Below are 22228 nucleotides of genomic sequence, written 5' to 3'. Positions count from 1 at the left end.
AGGGAAGTAGCCCAACACATATACCGTAATCGCGATTGCAAGCCCGGCAAAGAACATTGAATTGGCCAAGAAGATTGCCGTGCGGTTTTGGCGCAGGAGGGTTTCAGCACTCTTGCGGTTGCAGACGGTAGGAACCCACTTTGCCCAGGCACTGCAAAGTAGTGTCGCTAACGTGCCGCCGATGACTCCACTAATTGCTGGCCCCCAAGACTCCATGGACTATCCCTCAGCACCTAACGCCTGAATTAAGCCGACTGGCGAAGCCAGTTCGGCTTGAATGAACTGTTAGGTGGTGATGCCGGAGCACCGTCACCGCTTGAGCCAAGAGTGCCACAACGCCGCAGCCTTGGGCCTGCCCGGGATGCAGTGGCGCGCAATGCCACCGAAGTGATGACAAGCCGAGTGCAGCAGCCCCAACGCCCCGAGACCGACGCGGACGATCCGCTCGCAGCGAGGTCAACGCCGTCACCGGAGCCGACCCCGGCCGACGCGGCGAACGGTCCGAAGCAGGAACCATACGAATCCATCCGCATCACCACCTAACGCCTGAGTTAAGCCGCGCCGCGAAGCGGCGTCGGCTTGGACGAATTGTTAGATTGCCAGCCACTTGTACATCACGAACGCGTCTACCAGCCCCAGCTCGGGGTGGCGGAACGCTCGCGGCAGTGTGCCGACAATATCAAAGCCCAGTTTCTGCCACAAACGCACGGCGCCGGCGTTAGCGGAGACAACGAAATTGAACTGCATGGCGAGAAAGCCAAGCTGAACCGCGACAGCCTGTGAGTGCTCACACATGAGCGAAGCGACGCCCTTGCCGCGGGCGAGCTCCGAGACTACGTAGCCGCAGTTGCTGACGTGGTTTCCATGGCCAGGCTGATTGGCCTTGATGTAATACGAGCCGAGGATGTGCCCAGTGTCGTCGCAGGCGACATAGGTTGCCTTCGGAATCTTGGTCCACACAGCGAGGATCTCCGCCTCTGTGGAGTCGGGCGCGAAGGTGTAGGTATCACCTTTGGCGAATGTGCCCTGCAAGATTGGCCAAAGGCTGGGCCAGTCGGCTTCTTGGAACGGGCGGATCGAAACCGTCATGGCAATCTAACGCCTGAATTAAGCCGACCCGCGAAGCGGGTTCGGCTTGAATGAATTGTTAGGCCTTTCTCATAAGTAGCTAGAGAAAACTGCTTTTCGCAGTAGCCGAAATGGTAGTTTTTGGCTTGGATCCGTATTGCACATGCAAGCCACAGTAAGCTTGGATGGCACATGAGTGGCTAGATACGCAGAAAATCCGCTCACGAAACCATTGTGCATAGCAATAACTCCGTGATTCCTTGTTGAGCGATCCAACATGAGTCCATAGCCATAACTAGTTTCCCCCATGTTGTTGTCGTTTGGATCGAATCTGCCCTTTGTTATAGGGCGACCATCTCTGAGCTTGGCCGGCTCGAGGAGAGCTTTGCGTGCCCCAGCGGACAAAAAAGTTCCGTAGAAGAGAGAGTGATGCCACCGACATAGATCATCTGCGTTTGTTCTGATTGCACCGGCGCCACCGGTCTGTTCAACAGGAATAAAGTCAGCGTTTACAAATGGTGTTTCGCTACTTCCAGTCCCCATGTAGCCGGAGGCTCGGTTTTTAACGACTTCGGAGTGATCGTCAAATTCGGTATGCTTTAGCCCTAATGGTTCAAATATAAGTTCACGCGCGGTTTTGGGTAACGATTGCTTTGTGACCGACTCTACGACGGCACCGAGCAAAATGTAGTTCGCGTTGCTATAGAGCCACGCGGCTCCGGGGTGGAAGTCAAAGAGGGGCTTCTGATCCGCAATATTCTTGGCAAGCTCTAATTGTGTGGTGGGTGATTGGGAGAAGCAATCTTCATTCTCTTCATGAACTCCCGCCGTTTGATGAATAAGCTCAAGCAGGGTCGGTGTTTCCTTCCCCTTGAAGAAGACAAGATGTTCTTCTAGACCGTCGTTTATCGAAAGTCGGCCTTCGTCCTGAAGCTTGGCAATTAGAGCTGCTGTGAATTGTTTTGTTATAGAGCCCGCGCGAAAGATCGTGGATGGCGTAACAGTAGTGGCCGTCTCAAGGTTGCTTAATCCACGTACTGCTTCCGTTGCGGGAATACCGTTCTGCCATACGGAAATTTGGATTCCAGGCGTGACCATTTCTTTGATGGATTGATCGGCAATGCGGGAAAGAGCGGACTCCAGTGACTCATCAAGCGACGCAGCTAGAATTGGTGCAGGGAGAGATGTTGCCAGTAACGACACGCCTGTGCTTTTCAAGAATTTGCGACGATCCATTGGACTCCCCAAGAAAGGCCTAACGCCTGAATTAAGCCGACTGGCGAAGCCAGTTCGGCTTGAATGAACTGTTAGGTGGTGATGCCGGAGCACCGTCACCGCTTGAGCCAACAGTGCCACAACGCCGCAGCCTTGGGCTTGCCCGGAACGCCATGGCGCGCGATGCAACCGAAGTGATGACAAGCCGAGTGCAGCAGCCCCAACGCACCGAGGCCGAGGCAGAAGATCCGCTCGCAGCGACGTCAACGACGTCACCGGAGCCGACCCAGCCCGACGCGGCGAACTCTCCGAAGCAGGAACCATGCGAATCCATCCGCATCACCACCTAACGCCTGAGTTAAGCCGAGCCGCGAAGCGACTTCGGCTTGAATGAACTGTTAGGTGGTGATGCCGGAGCACCGTCACCGCTTGAGCCAAGGATGCCACAACGCCGCAGTCTTGGGCCTGCCCGGACGCCGCGGCGCGCAATGCAACCGAAGTAATGACAAACCAAATGCAGCAGCCCCAACGCCCCGAGACCGACGCGGACGATCCGCTCGCAGCGAAATCAACGCCGTCACCGAAGCCGACTCTGGCCGACACGGCGAACTGCCCGAAGCAGGAACTGTGCGAGTCCATCCGCATCACCACCTAACGCCTGAATTAAGCCGACTGGCGAAGCCAGTTCGGCTTGAATGAACTGTTAGGTGGTGATGCCGGAGCACCATCACCGCTTGAGCCAAGAGTGCCACAACACCGCAGGCTTGGGCTTGCCCGGAACGCCATGGCGCGCAGTGCAACCGAAGTGATGACAAGCCGAGTGCGGCAGGCCCAACGCCCCGAGGCCGAAGCGGACGATCCGCTCGCAGCGAGGTCAGCGCGGTCACCGGAGCCGACCCTGGCCGACGTATCAAACGGCCCGAAGCAGGAACCATGCGAATCCATCCGCATCACCACCTAACGCCTGAATTAAGCCGACTGGCGAAGCCAGTTCGGCTTGAATGAACTGTTAGGTGGTGATGCCGGAGCACCCTCACCGCTTGAGCCAACAATGCCACAACGCCGCAGCCTTGGGCTTGCCCGGGATGCCGTGGCGCGCAATGCAACCGAAGTAATGACAAACCAAATGCAGCAGGCCCAACGCCCCGAGGCCAAGGCGGACGATCCGCTCGCAGCGAGGTCAATGCCGTCACCGGAGCCGACCCCGGCCGACGCGGCGACCTGCCCGAAGCAGGAACCATGCGAATCCATCCGCATCACCACCTAACGCCTGAATTAAGCCGACTGGCGAAGCCAGTTCGGCTTGAATGAACTGTTAGGTGGTGATGCCGGAGCACCATCACCGCTTGAGCCAACAATGCCACAACGCCGCAGCCTTGGGCTTGCCCGGGATGCCGTGGCGCGCAATGCAACCGAAGTAATGACAAACCAAATGCAGCAGGCCCAACGCCCCGAGGCCAAGGCGGACGATCCGCTCGCAGCGAGGTCAATGCCGTCACCGGAGCCGACCCTGGCCGACGCATCAAACCGTCCGAAGCAGGAACCATGCGAATCCATCCGCATCACCACCTAACGCCTGAATTAAGCCGACTGGCGAAGCCAGTTCGGCTTGAATGAACTGTTAGGTGGTGATGCCGGAGCACCCTCACCGCTTGAGCCAAGAGTGCCACAACGCCGCAGCCTTGGGCTTGCCCGGAACGCCATGGCGCGCAATGCCACCGAAGTAATGACAAACCAAGTGCGGCAGGCCCAACGCCCCGAGACCGAGCCGGACGATCCGCCCGCAGCGAGGTCAGCGCGGCCCCCGGAGCCGACCCTGGCCGACGCGGCGAACGGCCCGAAGCAGGAACCATGCGAATCCATCCGCATCACCACCTAACGCCTGATTTAAGCCGACCCGCGAAGCGGGTTCGGCTTGAATGAATTGTTAGGCACCAGCCGGTCCTCTCAGTATTGAAATATCCGAGATCTGTGCAATGCCCTCAATAGAGTTGTGAATGTAGTAGTGCCCGACGACTTGTCCGACTTTGAACTCAATAGAGTCCCGCTCCCAGAAGAAGGTTTGGACGCCGTCAGTCACAACCCTACGAGGCATAGGGACCAGAATACGTCCGCCATCAAGGTTGATGAAAGACAGCTCCGCAATTGTTGAGTCATTGACCTTGAGCTGCACCTCTGTGCGACGCCCACGTTTGTCTGGGTAGCGCTCGGTCCACGGCTCAACGAAGTCGTCCGTGGAGTCTGGGACAACAATCTTAAGCGTGACGTCTTTAGGGCAGGTCCAAGTGACCGTGTCATTGAGGTAACTCTGCTTCCACGTGCTTGCCGTGAGCATGTGCTCGAAATAGTTGCTGGAGCGGCGCCAGTTGTCTTTGGCTTCTCTCCTCGCTTCCGCAGAGTCGCTGTCATCTTTCGAGCGCTGATAGTAGTGACGGGAAACAAGGAAGCCGACGAGTGCTCCCAGAAAGAACAGGAATATTTCCATGGTGCCTAACGCCTGAATTAAGCCGACCCGCGAAGCGGGTTCGGCTTGAATGAGTTGTTAGGCAAGATGCTGCCAGGCATCTTTATATGGATCCAGCAAATGAATGTGTTTCTTGTATAGATACAAACCATGCTGCGCATGCCAAGGGAGCTTGATCTTCTCCGCCTCAGTGGCAGGAATAATCCATGTTTCCGGATGTGAGCTTATGTCATCGAAGCTTTTATACCAAAACAGCATGAATACCAGTTTGTCATAGACACTGTAGTTTTCGCTGCCAATCCCCCATTTGCCACCACCACGAATCGCTTTTACTGATACTTCGTATATCTTCCCAGATGGCGCCTTTGACAGGATGTCAATTGTCTTGGCATTTCCTAACGTCAAAGCGGGCTGATGCCCTAAACGATGCAATATTTCCATTGCATGGAACTCGCCCGCCATTCCTGTTGCATGCCCAGTCGCACCCATACCTCGACCCCTTGCCTAACGCCTGAATTAAGCCGACTGGCGAAGCCAGTTCGGCTTGAATGAACTGTTAGGTGGTGATGCCGGAGCACCATCACCGCTTGAGCCAACAATGCCACAACGCCGCAGCCTTTGGCTTGCCCGGAGTGCCATGGCGCGCGATGCAACCGAAGTGATGACAAGCCGAGTGCAGCAGCTCCAACGCCCAAGACCGAGGCCGACGATCCGCCCGCAGCGAAGTCAACGCCGTCCCCCGGAGCCGACCCTAGCCGAAGCATCAAACCGTCAGAAGCAGGAACCATGCGAATCCATCCGCATCACCACCTAACGCCGGAATTAAGCCGACTGGCGAAGCCAGTTCGGCTTGAATGAATTGTTAGAGGGCACCATACACGGGCTCACAACGGACTTCGCTCTTGACAGAGTTAGCAATGAAGCACTCCTCGTGTGCTTCGTGGTGCATCTGATCAAGCTCTGCGCGAGTCGGTAGCTTGCCACCCGAAAATTGAACGTCAGGGCGGAGTGTAACCACGCTCATAACCACTCTTCCTTGCGAATTCTTCTCCATGACGCCAACAGCAACGTCCTTGTAGGATTCCACTACGAATTTGCGTTTTGCAGCTATAGATAGAAACCACAGCATGTGGCAACTGGACAATGAGGATACGAACATCTCCTCCGGGTCTACAGCAGCCGTATCCGAGTAAGGGATAGGCACCACGTGCGGCGACGAAGATCCCGCTATATCAAAGCCCGCATCAAACCGTAAGGTGTGCCGGCGGCTGTAACGGTTTCCAAGAAAGTCTTGGTCACCGCGAATCCAGATCGTTTCAGCTACGTACTGTGCCATCAGTGCCCTCTAACGCCTAAATTAAGCCGACTGGCGAAGCCAGTTCGGCTTGAATGAACTGTTAGGTGGTGATGCCGGAGCACCGTCACCGCTTGAGCCAAGCATGCCACAACGCCGCAGCTTGGAGCTTGCCCGGGATGCCATGGCGCGCGATGCCACCGAAGTGATGACATGCCGAGTGCAGCAGGCCCGACGCCCCGAGACCGAGGTGGACGACCCGCTCGCAGCCAGGTCAACGCCGTCACCGGCGCCGACCCTGGCCGACGTGGCGATCTGCCCGAAGCAGAAGCCATGCGAATCCATCCGCATCACCACCTAACGCCTGAATTAAGCCGAACCGCGAAGCGGCTTCGGCTTGAATGAATTGTTAGGCTGCAGCCCGCTTACGCCACTGGCTACAGCTGTTGGAGTTGCCAAATATGTCACGGCTGGACGCTCTCCCATGAGGTTCAACCAGATCAGGAAACTTCTTGAGTTGGGCCGAGAGCTGCTGGTGAACAACCATGAAGGGCTCCCCTGAATCCTTGTACGAGCTTAGTGCTTCAACGTAGGCGGTCTGGTTCTGTTGTACCAGTCTAATGATGAACTCGTGACTGGAGAACACGTCGGGCATGTCCGCAATGAACTTTGGATACAGAGCGAACAATTGCGAAAAATCATGCTTCCCCATGAATCTCTCCTGCAGCCTAACGCCTGAGTTAAGCCGACTTGCGTAGTGGAGCCAAAGCCATGGCAAGCTTTTCCTGCCATGGCTTTGGTGTAACGAAGCAAGTTCGGCTTGAACGAATTGTTAGGCCGCAACCCGGATGCTCGCACCATCTAATGCACGAACAACCGTTAGCAGCCGCTGATTAGCTATTCACTAGCGGCCGGCGGTAAAAGGTTTTGAATGACGTTGCCCTTTTCATCCAAGATGCTGAATTGCGCTTGACCGTCCGCTTCGACTTGCATCAACAGGCGTTTATTGCCTTTCGCATCCATTAGAGCGAGCGTCGCGATGCCGTCTTCACCACGCCCCAGCCAAATCCTGCGATTTACCTCAGAGCCGCTGGGGCTGTCTGCGACAGACAAGCCCGCGAATCGATTCTCGCTGTCTTCGACTCCATAGAGAGAAACGATCTGGTTAGACTCGTACTTGTCGAATGATAGGCTGACACCTGAATCGACGATTGCACCCTTGTCATTTCGATGCCCGCCAAAGATGAGGCCACCGATCTCCGAGCCTTCGTCGTTGTAGAACAGCATACCTCCCTGGGGCCGATCAAGCGCTCGCTCTTGGCCGCGAACAATGATGCCCGGAAGCATGTCGTGGTTGGAGATGACCATCCGGAGAGTTCCGTCGGGCTCGACGACATTAAGCCGCTCCACAGTGAGTTCCCGAAAACTTTCGGTTCTCCATGGCCCGAATGCGAACAATACAGTGGCTACGAAGGCCGCGGTTAAAACGCCTGAGTAAAGCAAGAGGAACTGCTGTGCTCGTTGCATCTATTTTGCTCTCCCTAGAATTGAAGGTGTGTGCTCTGTCGCCTGCGGCCTAACACCTATTCGACCCCGAAACCGGGGTGTTGCACGGATTGTTCAGGCGACCGGTCCTGCAAGTCAAGGCATTTTCCTACTCCGCACCAGCCACTTTGCTGATGGTGGGCGCGCTCGCGTGGATCCACGCTGTCCGCGCCATGGACGGGAAGCGGGGATGTATGAGTTACGGGCAACGGGAGATGGGTGTAATGGTGCCGGCGGCGGACGGGCAGAAGCCGCGGTTGCTGGAGCAGGTTCGCCGGCGTCTGCGGGCCAAGCATTGCAGCGTGCGCACCGAGCAGGCCTACGTGGGCTGGATCCGGCGGTTCATCCTGGCCAATGGCAAGCGCCATCCGCGCCAGCTTGGCGCGGCCGAGGTGGAAACCTTCCTGTCCGCTTTGGCCAACGAGCACGCGGTGGCTGCTGGCACCCAGAACCAGGCACTGGCCGCGCTGCTGTTCCTGTACCGGGAAGTGCTTGGAGATGAGTTGCCCTGGCTGGAGAACCTGACCCGCGCCAAGCGCCCGCAGCGGCTGCCGGTGGTGCTGTCGGTCGAGGAAACCCGCACGTTGCTGGCCTGCATGGACGGCCGTGCCTGGCTGGTCGCCAGCCTGTTGTATGGCACCGGCATGCGCCTGATGGAATGCCTGCGGCTGCGGATCAAGGACGTGGATTTCACCCGCGGGGAGATCACCGTGCGCGACGGCAAGGGCGGCAAGGATCGCCGCACGGTGCTGCCCAGGTCGCTGGCCGAGCCGCTGCAGCGCGAGGTGGAACGGGCACTGCTGCTGCATCGGCGCGATGTGGCCCAAGGCCATGGCCATGCATGGCTGCCGCATGCGCTGGAACGCAAGTACCCAAACGCCAATCGCGAACCGGGCTGGCAGTACGTGTTTCCTTCGCACCATCTGGCTGTCGACCCGCGCAGCGGGGTGCAGCGGCGGCACCACTTCGGCGAGGCGGTGCTGTCACGGGCACTGAAGACTGCACGCACGCGCGCGCAGCTGCTCAAGCCGGTGACCGCCCATACCTTCCGGCACAGCTTTGCGACCCATCTGATCGAAGCCGGCTACGACATCCGCACGGTGCAGGAACTGCTCGGCCACAAGGACGTGGCCACCACCCAGATCTATACCCACGTCCTGAACCGCGGCGCGCGTGGCGTGGTCAGTCCACTGGATCGCTGACCATGCCGCCACGCGCCCGCGCGCGCTCAGTCCAGCACCCGGCAGAACACCGCCTTGAGGTAGCGTGACTCCTGCACGTGGGCCATGAACGGATGGTCCGGGCCGGCGCCGGAGACTTTCAGGATCTGGATGGTGCGGCCGGAGAAATAGGCCGCGCGGCGCAGCATGTCCAGGAATTCGTGTTCGGCCACTAGGCCGGTGCAGGAGAAGGTGGCCAGCAGGCCGCCGGGCTTGACCACGCCCAGGGCCAGCTTGTTCATGTCCAGGTATTTCTTCAGCGCCGGGATCACCTGCTCGCGGTCGCGGGTCATCTTGGCCGGGTCCAGGATCACGATGTCGTGGGCCTCGCCACGGGCGGCGGCATCGCGCAGGTAGGGGAAAATGTCGGCCTGGACGAACTTGGGCCGCACGCCGTTGAGCCTGGCGTTGCCCTTGGCGATGGCGATCACGTCCTGGTCGATGTCCACGCCGATCACTTCGCTGGCGCCGCGCGCGGCCGCATACACGGCAAAGCCGCCGGTGTTGCAGCACAGGTCCAGCACGGTCTTGCCGGCTGCCAGCTGGCTCAGCCACTGGCGGTTCTCGCGCTGGTCGGCGAAGAAACCGGTCTTGTGCGCGCCGGCCGGGTCGGCGCGGAACTTCACCCCGTACTCGGTGATGATTTCCGCCTCGGTGCCCGAAGTACTGTGGAAATCGAAGCTTTCCTGCTTCTGCACGTGCTCCTCGGCAAAGGCATGGAAGCGGCAACCGGGAAACTGCGCGCGCAGGGCTTCGAATATCCATTCGCGATGGCGAAACATGCCCGCAGCGAAGAACTCGACCACGATCAGCTCACCGTAGCGGTCCACCACCAGCCCGGACAGGCCATCGCCCTCGCTGTGGACCACCCGCCAGGCATCGGACACCTCATCCAGCTTGAGGAACTCGCGGCGCAGCGCCACGGCCTGGGCAATCTTGTCGTGGAACCAGGCCTGGTCCACCGCCACGTCCGGGTCGGTTTCCAGGATGCGCACGGCGATGCGCGAATGGCCGTTGTAGAAGCCGCGGCCGACCCAGGCGTTGTCCACGCCGAACACATCCACGATGGTGCCGGGCTTGGGCTTCTGCGGCGGCTTGTCCACCAGTTTCTGGAAGATCCAGGGATGGCTGGAACGCCAGGCGTTCTTCAGGCGGATGGCGGGGTTGGGCGGATTCATCGGGCCATTGTAGAAGGCGCGCGTGGTTTTCCGAGCCGTCGCCAAGCCTGGAGCTGCGCACGGGCATGCCATTGCGGTCGTGGGAGCCGCTTCAGCGGCGAAGGCGCCTTACCGGGAAAGCCTTTCGCCGCTGAAGCGGCTCCCACGGTCGTCGGGGGACGCGATGTTTTCGCCGGCAACCAACTGTTCGCGCAGAACCGCTGCAACACAGCAGCCCACGCCATACGGCGGCGCCGCTTTGCCCTGTCACCCGCCAGCGGCGACAATGGCGTGCTTGGCCGCTCACGGCCGCCCCTTGGCAAGGCACCTGCCAAGTCCAGCGGCACGCCCGTCACGCGCATCGGTGCGATCCGCGCCGGCGTGCTGCGCGCTCCCGGCTTTTATCCGCACATTCCCGCATCCGCAAGAGAGACAGACCCGCAATGTCCAGCACACCCAAGATCATCTACACGCTGACCGACGAAGCTCCCTTCCTTGCCACCCAGTCGCTGCTGCCCATCATCGATGCCTACACCGACACGGTCGGCATCGTGGTGGAGACCCGGGACATCTCGCTGGCCGGGCGCATCCTGGCCCAGTTCCCGGACCTGCTCGGCGCCGAGCAGAGGGTCGCCGATGACCTGGCCGAGCTGGGCGAACTGGCCACCAGGCCGGAAGCCAACATCATCAAGCTGCCCAACATCTCCGCCTCGATGCCGCAGCTCAAGGCCGCCATCAAGGAGCTGCAGGACCAGGGCTATCCGCTGCCGGACTACCCGGACGAACCCAGGACCGAGGCCGAAAAAGACATCAAGGCGCGCTACGACCGGACCAAGGGCAGCGCGGTCAACCCGGTGCTGCGCGAAGGCAACTCCGACCGCCGCGCGCCGCTGTCGGTGAAGAATTACGCGCGCAAGCATCCGCACCGCATGGGCAAGTGGTCGGCCGATTCGAAGACCCACGTGGCGCACATGGAATCGGGCGATTTCTTCGGCAGCGAAAAGTCGGTCACCTTGGCGGGGGCCGACACCCTGAAGATCAGCTTCGTCGGCAATGACGGCACTACCACCGTGCTCAAGGACTCGGTGCCGGTCAAGGCCGGCGAGATCGTCGATGCCGCGGTGATGAGCAAGAAGGCGCTGGCCAGCTTCATCGACGCCCAGATCGAGGATGCCAAGGCCCAGGGCGTGCTGTTCTCGGTGCACCTGAAGGCCACGATGATGAAGGTCTCCGATCCGGTGATGTTCGGCATCGTGGTGGGTGAGTTCTACAAGGACGTGCTGGCCAAACATGGCGAAGCGCTCAAGTCGGTCGGCTTCAACCCCAACAACGGCATCGGCGACCTGTACACGGTGCTCGCCAGGCTGCCCGCCGACCAGGCCGCGGCGATCAAGGCCGACCTGGAGGCCCAGTACGCCACGCGCCCGGCGCTGGCGATGGTCGATTCGGACAAGGGCATCACCAACCTGCACGTGCCCAGCGATGTGATCATCGACGCCTCGATGCCGGCGATGATCCGCGACAGCGGCAAGATGTGGAACGCCAAGGGCGAGCTGCAGGACACCAAGGCGGTGATCCCGGACCGCTGCTACGCCGGCGTGTACCAGGCCACCATCGACGATTGCCGCGAACACGGCGCGTTCGACCCGGCCACCATGGGCAGCGTGCCCAACGTGGGCCTGATGGCGCAGCAGGCCGAGGAATACGGCAGCCACGACAAGACCTTCCAGATCGCCGGTGACGGCAAGGTGGTGGTGACCAATGGGTCGGGCGCAACCGTGTTCGAGCACGCCGTGGAAGCCGGCGACCTGTGGCGGATGTGCCAGGCCAAGGACGCGCCGATCCAGGACTGGGTCAAGCTGGCGGTGACCCGCGCGCGCCTGAGCAACACCCCGGCGGTGTTCTGGCTGGACCCGGCCCGCGCCCACGACGCGCAGGTGATCGCCAAGGTCGAAAAATACCTGAAGGATCACGACACCAGCGGCCTGGACATCCGCATCCTGCCGCCGCAGGAAGCCACGAAGTTCTCGCTGGAACGCATCCGCAAGGGCCAGGACACCATCTCGGTGACCGGCAATGTGCTGCGCGACTATCTGACCGACCTGTTCCCGATCCTGGAGCTGGGCACCAGCGCCAAGATGCTCTCGGTGGTGCCGCTGATGGCCGGCGGCGGCCTGTTCGAGACCGGCGCCGGCGGCAGCGCGCCCAAGCACGTCCAGCAGTTCATCCAGGAGGGCTATCTGCGCTGGGACTCGCTGGGCGAATTCCTGGCCCTGGCCGCCTCGCTGGAACACCTGGGCCAGACCTACGACAATCCGGCCGCCCTGACCCTGGCCAAGACGCTGGACGCGGCCACCGGCCAGTTCCTGGACAACGACAAGTCGCCGGCGCGCAAGGTCGGGCAGATCGACAACCGCGGCAGCCACTTCTACCTGGCCCTGTACTGGGCGCAGGCCTTGGCCGCGCAGGACGAACACGCCGAGCTGAAGGCCAAGTTCACCGCCCTGGCCAAGGCCTTGGCCGAGCACGAAGCCACCATCGTCGGCGAGCTCAACGGTGCCCAGGGCAAGCCGCAGGACATCGGCGGCTACTACCACCCGGACCTGGCCAAGTGCGCCCGCGCCATGCGCCCGAGCAAGACCTTCAACGACACCCTGGCGCTGCTGGGCAAGTAACCCGCGCCAGGTGTGATCCGACCGGCCCGTTCCTGCGAGGAAGCGGGCCGGTTTTCATTTCACCGCAGCTGCGGCCGGTGGCCTGCCAGCCACTGTCCGGTCCGCGCAAGCGCCAGCGGATCGGCTGGCAGCAGGTCGTGACGCTGCGCGCGCAGCCAGGGAGCGGCAGATCGTGCTGGACTGGCACCGTACGGGGTCGCCAGCAGCCCAGGCGCCGGCGCGCCGGGAACCAGCGCCTGCATCGGTTCCCTCAGTGGTTTGGCAGCGGAATGCCGACGGCGTCCTTGACCGTGCGCAGGACGAAGCTGGAATTGACGTCGGCCACACCCGACGACGCAAGCAGCTTGTCCAGCAGGAACCGCGAGAAATGATCCAGGTCGCGCACCAGCACCTGCAGCAGGTAGTCCATGTCGCCGGCCAGCGCATGGCAAGCGACCACTTCGTCCCAGCAGGTCACCGCCGCGGCGAAGCGGTCGATGGCCGGCTGGTCGTGGTGTTCGAGCTGCACGCGCACGAAGGCCTGTAGGCCCAGGCCCAGCGCGCGCGCCTCCAGCCGGGCACCGTAGCCGCTGATCACCCCGGCCGCTTCCAGCCGCTGGGTGCGACGCAGGCAGGCCGAGGGTGACAGGTTGATCTGCGCGGCCAGCTCGGCATTGCTGGCCCGGCCCTGGGTCTGCAGCAGCGCCAGCAGGCGAAGATCCGTGCGGTCCAGCAGGGGATTGGCGTCCATTTCTCGCGTTGCAACATGCAGTGACGCAACAAGATTGCGCCCGCACGGCTGCGCAGCGCAACTTTCGCAAGCCCGTTGCGCCGCCTTGCCGGTAGCGTGACAGGCCTGCCTGGCTGCCTGGAAACGCGCATGAACACGCCCCCGCGCCGCGCCGCGAACCCGCTCACCGACAAGGGCTACGTGCCGGTCTACACCACCGCCGTGGTGGACCAGCGGTGGGACCGCTACACGCCGCAGGAGCACGCCACCTGGGGCCGCCTGTTCGAGCGCCAGCGCAGCGTGCTGCAAGGCCGGGCCTGCGAGGAGTTCCTGGTGGCGCAGGATGCGATGGGCATGATCGCCCAGCAGATCCCGCGCTTTGACGACCTCAACGTGGTGCTGGGTGCGGCCACCGGCTGGCAGCTGGTGGGCGTGGAGGGCCTGCTGCCGGAGCTGACCTTCTTCGAGCACCTGGCCAACCGGCGCTTCCCGGTGACCTGGTGGATCCGCCGGCCCGAGCAGCTCGACTACCTTGCCGAGCCGGACCTGTTCCATGACCTGTTCGGCCACGTGCCGCTGCTGATGGACCGGCGCTTTGCCGACTACATGCAGGCCTACGGCCGCGGCGGGGTCAAGGCGCACCGCATCGGCCCCGACGCGCTGGTCAACCTGACCCGGCTGTACTGGTACACGGTGGAGTTCGGCCTGATCAATACGCCGCAGGGGCTGCGCATCTACGGCAGCGGCATCGTCTCCTCGCGCGGCGAATCGCTTCATGCGCTCGAATCGGACGCGCCCAACCGGATCGGCTTCGACCTCATGCGGGTCATGCGCACGCGCTACCGCATCGACGATTTCCAGAAGACCTACTTCGTGATCGACAGCTTCGATGCGTTGATCCAGGCCACCGCAGCGGACTTCACCGCGCTCTACGCGCAGCTGCAACAGGCCCAGGCGCTGCCGGCCGGGCGCGTGCAGGACCACGATCGCATCCTGCACCGCGGCACCGGCGCGGGCTGGGCCGACGCTGGCGACGTGTAGGACCGGGCCTGGCAGGGGCCCGGGCCGCCGACATCGGGCCAGCAACGCGAGCGACGCCGCCCGGGATGAGTGCCGGCATGCGCAGGTGCGCCGCGCAGCGACCTGAATCGGGCACGCCGTGCTGGCCGGAGATGGCAACTGGATGGCACCGCGGCCGGCGTGCCAGGCTGAAGGCCGGACGCATCGCGATGGTCTCCCCACCGCCGCCGTAACCGCCCGTTCACGTGGCTGACCCGAGGATCGCGCAACCCCCGTTCGCTTGACCGACGGGGCCACCCACGGGATATCACCAGATGCGTCCAGATACCGATGAGTTGTTCGACGAACTCGCCCAGCTCGACCTGACCTTGAACGCCATCGCCGCCCAGCCCGGCAGCGCCGACCTGCCCCTGCAGCAGTCCCTGCAGCGGCACGTGCGCTGCCTGCGGATCTTCCTGGACATCGATGCGGCGCAGGTCCTGCACGACCTGTCCGATGCCGCCCAGCGCGTGCTGGAAACCCGCGACGCCGCCACCTGTGCCGCTGCGATGCGTGATCTGGCCCGCATGCGCGCACTGCTCGATGCGATGTTCCGCCGCCAGGCGGCGCAGGCGAGCGCGGCCTGAGTCAAAGGATGCGATCGACGCTGCCTGGGCGTTGACGGCTGGCTGGGAGTGCCTGCCCGGCCACGGTGGCCGGGGCAGGTCCAATGGCGGCTGGCCCATCGGCTGCGTGGCGTTCCCGGCGCCGTGCGCCTCCCCCTCACCCCAGCCCTCTCCCCCGCTTGCGGGGGAGAGGGGGCATGCACACTGCACGCAGGCGGCCAGGCGCAAGCGGTCAGGCTAATGCGGCTTGCCGTGCAGGTCCTGGCCCAGGCGGCGGTACAGGGTGCTGCGGCTGATGCCCAGCTTACGTGCGGCGCGGCTGACGTTGCCATCGCATTCGGCCAGGGCCTGGCGCATGGCCGCCTCGGCCAGCGCCTCCAGCGGTGAAGCCGACGTTGCGGGACTGGCCAGCATGGGATTGGCCGGCGTTTGCGCGCGGCTGGCTGCCGGGCGCAGGTCGTGCAGGTAGGCCGGCAGCAGTTCGACGCCGACCAGCGCGCCGGGTTCGCTCAACGCCACCAGGGTGCGCAGGCAGGCACCGAGCTGGCGCAGGTTGCCCGGCCAGCTGTAGTCGGCCAGCTGCTGCCTGGCCTGCTCGGTGAGCCTGCGGCCCTGGCCCAAGCGCTGCCACAGCGCATCCACCACGGCAGCACGATCGGCATTGGCGCTGAGCGGGGCGATGTGCACGGTGTGGTGGGCAATGCGGTAGTACAGGTCGGGGCGGAAGCGGCCCTCGCCCATGGCCTGTTGCATCTCGCGGTGGGTCGCGCAGACCAAGGCGAAATCCAGCTTGATCGGCTTGCCGCCGCCCAACGGTGACAGCTCGCGCTCCTGCAGCACCCGCAGCAGGCGCGGCTGCAGGGCCAGCGGCATGTCGCCGATCTCGTCCAGGAACAGCACCCCGCCATCGGCCTGGCGCAGCAGGCCCGGGTTGCCGTTCTTGCGCGCACCGGTGAAGGCGCCGTCCTCATAGCCGAACAGTTCGGCTTCGATCAGGCCTTCGGGCAGGGCCGCGCAGTTGACCGCCACGAACGGCTTGCCGGCGCGCGCGCAGCGTCGGTGCAGTTCGCGGGCGAACACTTCCTTGCCGGTCCCGGTCTGGCCCTGCACCAGCACCGACAGGCCGGCATCGAGCACCCGGCAGGCGCGGACCAGGTCGGCTTCCTGGAGCGGGTCGAACAGCGGCGCGTCGGCCGGCTGCGGGGTGAGCGCGGCCGAGACGGTGATCGGCGGCCGGGCGGCCGGGCGCCTGGGGCGTGCCTGGCCGTCCTCCACCCGGCCATGCAGCGCCCGGCCCTGGCGGTCCAGCAGCACGCCGTCGTCGCGCAACTTGCCCAGTGCATCTTCGAACAGGGCCGCGTACGGGGCGCGTCCCAGCTCGCTGCGGTCCAGGCCGAACAACTGCAGCCCGGCCTGGTTGGCCGCGACCAGGCGGCCGCTGCGGAAGGCCAGCAGCCCTTCACGCGCGGTGCCCAGCAGCGCCGGATCGCGGTGCAGGCGCAGCAGCTCCGCGTCGGGAATACCCTCGTCGAAGTAACGATGCTCGATGTTGGCCACCGCCAGCCGCGCCAATCCCAACGCGTGCATGTGCTGCACGTTGGAATCGCCGGAAATGTCCAGCACGCCCACCGGCAGCCCGTACGGATCGAAGATCGGGCAGGCCGAACAGCTCAGGATCCCGTGCGGGGTCAGGTAATGCTCGCCGCCATGGACTACCACCGAGCGGCCTTCCACGATCGCGGTGCCGATGGCATTGGTGCCGACCTGCGCCTCGCTCCAGCACGCGCCCGGCATCAGCGCCACCCGGCCGGCGCGGTCCAGGAAACTGGCGCTGCCCTCGGCATCCAGGATCCAGCCGTCCTCGTCGGTGAGGATGACGATGCTGCCGGTGGCGGCCGCGTCCGAAGACAGCAGTTCCAGTTCGGCGCGCGCCAGGCGCCAGAGTTTCTCGTGGCGCTCGCGCATTTCCTGCAGGCGCGCGGCCGGAACCGGCTCGATGTGCGGGGCTTGCTCGGCGGCCAGGCCCTGGCGCTGGCAGCGCACCCACGAGCGCAGGATGGTCTCGGGCACCTTGCCCACCGGCGCGCCGCCGTGTTCGAAGAATGCGCGTCGGGCCAGGCCCAGATGCCGGTCCGACAGGGTTTGCTGCTGTGCCATGTGCCCTCCAGGTGTCGCAACCTGCGACAGCGCAACAGTGTGCTGTGTCAATAAACATCACAGCGTGAGGCGCTTGGCAATGGGAAGCGGTGATGCGCCGCAACAGGTTTCAGTCGGAAAACGCGCGAGGGCCTGCGATCGGCAGGTGACGCGATGCAGCATGGATTTTCTGGCACGGGCCGTGCGCAGTACCGCAGACTCAAATGTGCACCAACACATCCGCACCAGGAGACAAGCAATGAATGCCGTCACCAGTACCAAGCCGCTGTCCACCGACCCGCGCTCCATCTTCAAGCAGCGCTACGCCAACTTCATTGGCGGCAAGTGGGTCGAGCCCAAGGGCGGTGAATATTTCGACAACATCACCCCGATCACCGGCAAGGTCTTCACCCAGATCCCGCGCTCGGGCAAGGACGACATCGAGGCGGCGCTGGATGCCGCCCATGCCGCCAAGACCGCCTGGGGCGAAACCTCGGCCACCGAGCGCAGCAACATCCTGCTCAGGATCGCCGACCGCATCGAACAGAACCTGGAGCTGCTGGCCTACGCCGAGACCTGGGACAACGGCAAGCCGATCCGCGAGACCCTCAACGCCGACGTGCCGCTGTGCGCCGATCATTTCCGCTACTTCGCCGGCGCGATCCGCGCCCAGGAAGGCGGCATCTCGCAGATCGACAAGGACACGGTGGCCTACCACTTCCACGAGCCGCTGGGCGTGGTCGGCCAGATCATCCCGTGGAACTTCCCGCTGCTGATGGCGTGCTGGAAGCTGGCCCCGGCGCTGGCTGCCGGCAACTGCGTGGTGATGAAGCCGGCCGAGCAGACCCCGGCCTCGATCCTGGTGCTGATGGAAGTCATCGGCGACCTGCTCCCGGCCGGCGTGCTCAACATCGTCAACGGCTTCGGCCTGGAAGCCGGCAAGCCGCTGGCCAGCAACCCGCGCATCGCCAAGATCGCCTTCACCGGCGAGACCACCACCGGCCGGCTGATCATGCAGTACGCCAGCCAGAACCTGATCCCGGTGACCCTGGAGCTGGGCGGCAAGTCGCCCAACGTCTTCTTCGCCGACGTGATGGCCGAGGATGACGATTTCCTGGACAAGGCGGTGGAAGGCTTCGTGCTGTTCGCCTTCAACCAGGGTGAGGTCTGCACCTGCCCCTCGCGTGCATTGATCCAGGAGTCGATCTACGACAGGTTCATGGAGAAGGCGCTGGCCCGGGTGGCGGCGATCAAGCAGGGCAACCCGCTGGACCCCAACACCATGGTCGGCGCGCAGGCCTCCGGCGAGCAGCTGGAAAAGATCCTGTCCTACATCGACATCGGCAAGCAGGAAGGCGCCCAGGTGCTGATCGGCGGTGAGCAGAACAAGCTCGAGGGCGATCTGGCCGGCGGCTTCTACGTCAAGCCGACCGTGTTCAAGGGCCACAACAAGATGCGCGTGTTCCAGGAGGAGATCTTCGGCCCGGTGGTCTCGGTGACCACCTTCAAGGACGAGGCCGAGGCGGTGGCCATCGCCAACGACACGCTCTATGGCCTGGGCGCCGGGGTGTGGAGCCGCGATGCCTCGCGCCTGTACCGCATGGGCCGCGCGATCCAGGCCGGGCGGGTGTGGACCAACTGCTACCACGCCTATCCGGCGCATGCCGCCTTCGGTGGCTACAAGCAGTCGGGCATCGGCCGCGAGAACCACAAGATGATGCTCGACCACTATCAGCAGACCAAGAACCTGCTGGTGAGCTACTCGCCGAAGAAGCTCGGGTTCTTCTGATCGGGTTGTTGCCGGCGGTCGCACCTTCTCGTCGGGGTGCGACCTGCCTTGGGCATCACTGGAAAAGTGAAACTGGCGCCAACGACGGCATCAGCGGCAACCGTGAGGACATCCTGGCCACCGGCGACCTGAAGTCCAACGCCAAGCTCACCCTCGGTGCGTACCGGCAAATCACCAAGTCCGTCAGGCTGGCGCTGGAAGGCAGCCGGACGCGTTCGGAAGCCTTGGGCGGCATCAGCGTGGACATGGACGCTGGAGTTCGGTCGGCGGATCGCCTTGTTCCAGCATTCCACCTCCGGTCAACGCAATGCATTGCAGCGCCAGTGGATGCATGTGCATCTTTGCGGGGCTGCGCTGACATCAGCGGCGCGAGCAAAGTCGTAGCATCTGGGCGCGCGGCCGGCGCTTGTTCCGTCCGCACTGGTCACGCGCGTTGGCGCTCCAGCCGCAACCCCCGCAGACGAAGCCCGTCCCTCCATGAATTCCCCGCGTATCCCCTTGCTGCAGGCGGCCTGCCTGGCCGTCCTGCTGACCAGCGCGCCGGCCCGGGCCGATGAAGTCCCGCCCTCGGCCGATCCGCTCACCCTGGAGCGGGTGCTGGTGACCACCCGGCTCGAGCGCGTGCCCGCCTTCGATGTGCCGGCCTCGGTCACCACCGTGGACCTGGGCGAAAGTGGCCACAACCAGGTCAACCTGTCCGATGAGCTGGGCGGTGTGCCCGGCCTGCTTGCGCGCGACCGCCAGAACTACGCCCAGGACACGCAGATCTCCATCCGCGGCGCCGGTGCGCGCGCGACCTTCGGGGTGCGCGGCATCCGCCTGTATTCCGATGGCATCCCGGCGACCATGCCCGACGGCCAGGGCCAGCTCTCGCACTTCAACCTGCTCGGCGGGGCGCGGGTGGAAGTGCTGCGCGGGCCGTTCTCGGCGCTGTACGGCAACTCCGCCGGCGGGGTGATCCAGCTGTGGAGCGCCGCGCCAACGCAGGACCCGGAACTGACCGTGCAGAGCACCTATGGCCGCGATGACAGCTGGACCGCCGGGGCGCGTGTGCGTGGCAGCTCCGGGCCGGCGGGCTACAACGTGGCGGTGCAGCGCTTCATGACCGACGGTTACCGCGACCACAGCGCGGCCGACCGCAACTCGGCCAATGCCAGGTTCACCTTCGACCTGGGAAGCGCCGGCATCCTGGCTCTGGTCGGCAACGGCTTTCAGTCCGATGCGCAGGATCCGCTGGGCCTGACCTGGGCGCAGGTGCAGGAAGACCGCACCCAGGCCACGGCGCAGGCCACCGAGTACAACACCCGCAAGTCGGTCCAGCAGAACCAGCTGGGGGCGCTGTACACGCTTGCCTTCGGCGCGCACCAGAAGCTGCATGTCAGCGCCTGGGGCGGCAATCGCAAGGTCGTGCAGTACCTGTCCATTCCGATCGCCGCGCAAGGCAACCCGCTGCAGAATGGCGCGGTGATCGACCTGGACAGCGACTATGGCGGCGCCGACGGACGCTGGTCGTGGGACGGGGAACTGGCCGGCCGGCCGCTGGAATTCACCGCCGGCAGCAACTTCGAGCGCCAGCGTCAGCACCGCACCGGCCATGAGAACTTCGTCGGCGATGTGCTGGGCGTGCGCGGCCGGCTGCGCCGCAACCAGCGCGACACGGTGGAAAACTTCGACCAGTACGCGCAGGCCTATTGGCAATTGGTGCCGCGCTGGTCGCTGCTGCTGGGCGCGCGCCACAGCCAGGTGCGCTTTTACTCGCATGACCTGTACATCGTCGGCGCCAACCCCGACGACAGCGGCGCCAGGGAGTATTCGCAGACCACGCCGGTGGCCGGGCTGGTGTTTGCCGCCGGCGACGACCTGCGCCTGTACCTGTCGGCCGGGCGTGGCTTCGAGACGCCGACCTTCAACGAAATCGGCTACCGCGCCGACGGCGGCGCCGGGCTGGCCTTCGATCTCAAGCCCTCGGTCAGCCGCAACGACGAGCTGGGCGCCAAGTGGCGCGCCCGGTCCGGCGCACATGCCGAGCTGGCGCTGTTCCAGGCCAACACCGACGACGAACTGGCCGTGGCCCGCAACGTCGGCGGCCGCAGCAGCTACCGCAACGTCGGCCGCGCCCGTCGCCAGGGGGTGGAACTGGGCGCCGGCCTGGCACTGGCCCAGGACTGGTCGCTGGAGCTGGCCTACACCTATCTGGACGCGGTCTTCCGCGACAGCTTCCCGATCTGCACCGGCAGCGGCTGCACCGACCCCGCCACCCTGGTGGCCGCCGGCACCCGCATCCCCGGTACCGCGCGCAACCAGCTCAGCGCCACCCTGGGCTGGCGCCACGGCGCCTGGAACGCCCGCCTGGAAGGCGCAGGCGTGGGCGATGTCACGGTCAACGACCAGGGCAGCGCATCCTCGCCGGGCTACTTCCTGGCCAACCTGGAGGCCGGCCACCGCTGGGACTTCCCCCACGGCGCACTCACCGGCTTTGTGCGCGTGGACAACCTGCTGGACCAGGAGTACATCGGTTCGGTCATCGTCAACGAAGGCAATGGCCGCTATTACGAACCCGGCCCGGGCCGCGGAGTGATGGCCGGTGCCCGCTGGACCTGGGGCGGCGACGGCGGCTGAGCCCGATTGTGCAATCCATCGAACCAGGAGATCACATGGACACCCGTCAGGTCATCGCCACCCTGCCCGCCCTGCAGCTGATCGAGAAGCTGCGCGCACGCCACGGACCGGTCCTGTTCCATCAATCCGGCGGCTGTTGCGACGGCTCCTCGCCGATGTGCTTCCCCACCGATGACTTCATCGTCGGCGACCGCGACGTGCAGCTGGGCGAAATCGGCGGGGCGCCGGTCTACATCAGCGCCCCGCAGTTCGAATACTGGAAGCACACCCAGCTGATCATCGACGTGGTGCCGGGGCGGGGCGGGATGTTTTCGCTGGAAAACGGCGAAGGGGTGCGCTTCCTGGTGCGCTCGCGGCTGTTCACCGACGAGGAGTTCGCGGCGTTGCAGGCGCAGGGCAAGGTGTAGCGGCGCGTGTGCGCCGGGCCTGGGTCAGCGCCGGCCGGCCCCATCAAAACCGGAAAAAATACGGCACTGCCATCAGCACGATCCCGATGCTCAGCGTCAGCCACGCCGCGTCCACCCACCAGCCCAACAGCCCCAGCGCCAATCCGCACAGCGCCGGCACCAGCAGCTTCTGGCGCAGGCCATAGACCAGATAGCCGCCGCCGATGGCGCCAAACAACATGCCCCAGATCAGGTTGGCGGTGTCCATCGGTGTTCCCCTTGTGGCCACGGTGGAAGCGGCAGTCTGGGGGCTGCCGCCATGCAAC

General features: G+C 64.0%; 19 protein-coding genes. 9 read left to right on the top strand and 10 right to left on the bottom strand.

Annotated elements, in window-relative coordinates; all coding sequences use genetic code 11:
- Nucleotides 1-591 precede the first annotated feature (591 nt).
- Both D9R12_RS12490 and D9R12_RS12485 read right to left on the bottom strand, forming a co-directional pair.
- A complete protein-coding gene (locus D9R12_RS12490; protein ID WP_122230939.1) occupies nucleotides 592-1089 on the bottom strand; it encodes a GNAT family N-acetyltransferase in 498 nt (165 codons plus the stop codon).
- A 69-nt stretch (nucleotides 1090-1158) separates the two neighbouring features.
- Nucleotides 1159-2304 (bottom strand): serine hydrolase domain-containing protein, encoded by a 1146-nt coding sequence (locus D9R12_RS12485; protein ID WP_122230937.1) that lies wholly within the window; start codon nucleotides 2302-2304, stop codon nucleotides 1159-1161.
- Nucleotides 2305-2797: 493 nt separating this feature from the next.
- Here D9R12_RS12485 and D9R12_RS15825 point away from each other — a divergent pair, with 493 nt between their 5' ends.
- Entirely contained in the window at nucleotides 2798-2938 is a 141-nt protein-coding gene (locus D9R12_RS15825) for a hypothetical protein (protein WP_170159252.1), read from the top strand.
- 1272 nt (nucleotides 2939-4210) lie between these two features.
- On the opposite strand, the gene D9R12_RS12470 is transcribed toward D9R12_RS15825, so the two are convergent.
- The 3 genes from D9R12_RS12470 to D9R12_RS12465 all read right to left on the bottom strand — a co-directional run bounded on the left by D9R12_RS12470 (nucleotide 4211) and on the right by D9R12_RS12465 (nucleotide 6083).
- Nucleotides 4211-4768, bottom strand: coding sequence for a hypothetical protein (locus tag D9R12_RS12470; protein ID WP_122230932.1), 558 nt, complete (start codon nucleotides 4766-4768; stop codon nucleotides 4211-4213).
- A gap of 57 nt (nucleotides 4769-4825) precedes the next feature.
- Nucleotides 4826-5236: a hypothetical protein gene (locus D9R12_RS15635; protein WP_147475093.1), complete on the bottom strand. Its 411-nt coding sequence runs from the start codon at nucleotides 5234-5236 to the stop codon at nucleotides 4826-4828.
- Nucleotides 5237-5609: 373 nt separating this feature from the next.
- On the bottom strand, nucleotides 5610-6083 hold the full coding sequence (locus D9R12_RS12465; RefSeq protein WP_014159168.1) for an OsmC family protein: 474 nt from the start codon (nucleotides 6081-6083) through the stop codon (nucleotides 5610-5612).
- Nucleotides 6084-6186: 103 nt separating this feature from the next.
- On the opposite strand from D9R12_RS12465, the gene D9R12_RS15625 reads away from it, so the two are divergent.
- On the top strand, nucleotides 6187-6402 hold the full coding sequence (locus D9R12_RS15625) for a hypothetical protein (RefSeq protein ID WP_147475091.1): 216 nt from the start codon (nucleotides 6187-6189) through the stop codon (nucleotides 6400-6402).
- A gap of 536 nt (nucleotides 6403-6938) precedes the next feature.
- Here the strand turns inward: D9R12_RS15625 and D9R12_RS12455 are convergent.
- Nucleotides 6939-7568, bottom strand: a complete 630-nt coding sequence (locus D9R12_RS12455) for a hypothetical protein (RefSeq protein ID WP_122230928.1) — start codon at nucleotides 7566-7568, stop codon at nucleotides 6939-6941.
- Nucleotides 7569-7780: 212 nt separating this feature from the next.
- On the opposite strand from D9R12_RS12455, the gene D9R12_RS12450 reads away from it, so the two are divergent.
- A complete protein-coding gene (locus D9R12_RS12450; RefSeq protein WP_170159253.1) occupies nucleotides 7781-8788 on the top strand; it encodes an integron integrase in 1008 nt (335 codons plus the stop codon).
- A 26-nt stretch (nucleotides 8789-8814) separates the two neighbouring features.
- On the opposite strand, the gene D9R12_RS12445 is transcribed toward D9R12_RS12450, so the two are convergent.
- Entirely contained in the window at nucleotides 8815-9984 is a 1170-nt protein-coding gene (locus tag D9R12_RS12445; RefSeq protein ID WP_122230924.1) for a class I SAM-dependent rRNA methyltransferase, read from the bottom strand.
- Between the two features lie 422 nt (nucleotides 9985-10406).
- Here D9R12_RS12445 and D9R12_RS12440 point away from each other — a divergent pair, with 422 nt between their 5' ends.
- Complete coding sequence (locus D9R12_RS12440; RefSeq protein ID WP_122230922.1) at nucleotides 10407-12638, top strand: NADP-dependent isocitrate dehydrogenase; 2232 nt, start codon at nucleotides 10407-10409, stop codon at nucleotides 12636-12638.
- Between the two features lie 250 nt (nucleotides 12639-12888).
- Here the strand turns inward: D9R12_RS12440 and D9R12_RS12430 are convergent, their stop codons facing one another.
- A complete protein-coding gene (locus D9R12_RS12430; protein ID WP_014159163.1) occupies nucleotides 12889-13368 on the bottom strand; it encodes an Lrp/AsnC family transcriptional regulator in 480 nt (159 codons plus the stop codon).
- 129 nt (nucleotides 13369-13497) lie between these two features.
- On the opposite strand from D9R12_RS12430, the gene phhA reads away from it, so the two are divergent.
- Together phhA and D9R12_RS12420 are read left to right on the top strand one after the other, a co-directional pair.
- Nucleotides 13498-14388 (top strand): phenylalanine 4-monooxygenase, encoded by an 891-nt coding sequence (gene phhA, locus D9R12_RS12425; RefSeq protein ID WP_122231074.1) that lies wholly within the window; start codon nucleotides 13498-13500, stop codon nucleotides 14386-14388.
- 293 nt (nucleotides 14389-14681) lie between these two features.
- Nucleotides 14682-14993 carry a hypothetical protein gene (locus tag D9R12_RS12420; RefSeq protein ID WP_014159161.1) on the top strand — a complete coding sequence of 104 codons (312 nt, stop codon included), beginning with the start codon at nucleotides 14682-14684 and terminating at the stop codon, nucleotides 14991-14993.
- Between the two features lie 216 nt (nucleotides 14994-15209).
- Here D9R12_RS12420 and D9R12_RS12415 read toward each other — a convergent pair whose 3' ends face one another.
- Entirely contained in the window at nucleotides 15210-17129 is a 1920-nt protein-coding gene (locus D9R12_RS12415; RefSeq protein ID WP_122230918.1) for a sigma-54-dependent Fis family transcriptional regulator, read from the bottom strand.
- Nucleotides 17130-17367: 238 nt separating this feature from the next.
- Between D9R12_RS12415 and adh the strand changes: the two genes are divergently transcribed.
- From adh to D9R12_RS12395, 3 genes are all read left to right on the top strand, one after another.
- On the top strand, nucleotides 17368-18897 hold the full coding sequence (gene adh, locus D9R12_RS12410; RefSeq protein WP_122230916.1) for an aldehyde dehydrogenase: 1530 nt from the start codon (nucleotides 17368-17370) through the stop codon (nucleotides 18895-18897).
- 477 nt (nucleotides 18898-19374) lie between these two features.
- Nucleotides 19375-21516: a TonB-dependent receptor family protein gene (locus D9R12_RS12400; protein ID WP_122230912.1), complete on the top strand. Its 2142-nt coding sequence runs from the start codon at nucleotides 19375-19377 to the stop codon at nucleotides 21514-21516.
- A 35-nt stretch (nucleotides 21517-21551) separates the two neighbouring features.
- The gene (locus D9R12_RS12395) at nucleotides 21552-21923 is read left to right on the top strand and encodes a DUF779 domain-containing protein (protein WP_122230910.1); all 372 of its coding nucleotides are present in this window, start codon (nucleotides 21552-21554) and stop codon (nucleotides 21921-21923) included.
- 43 nt (nucleotides 21924-21966) lie between these two features.
- On the opposite strand, the gene D9R12_RS12390 is transcribed toward D9R12_RS12395, so the two are convergent.
- Complete coding sequence (locus D9R12_RS12390; protein WP_014159156.1) at nucleotides 21967-22170, bottom strand: hypothetical protein; 204 nt, start codon at nucleotides 22168-22170, stop codon at nucleotides 21967-21969.
- Nucleotides 22171-22228 lie beyond the last annotated feature (58 nt).

The organism is Pseudoxanthomonas spadix (genome assembly GCF_003703395.1).
Lineage (GTDB): Bacteria > Pseudomonadota > Gammaproteobacteria > Xanthomonadales > Xanthomonadaceae > Pseudoxanthomonas_A > Pseudoxanthomonas_A spadix.
This window is presented reverse-complemented; position numbering and strand designations above follow the sequence as displayed.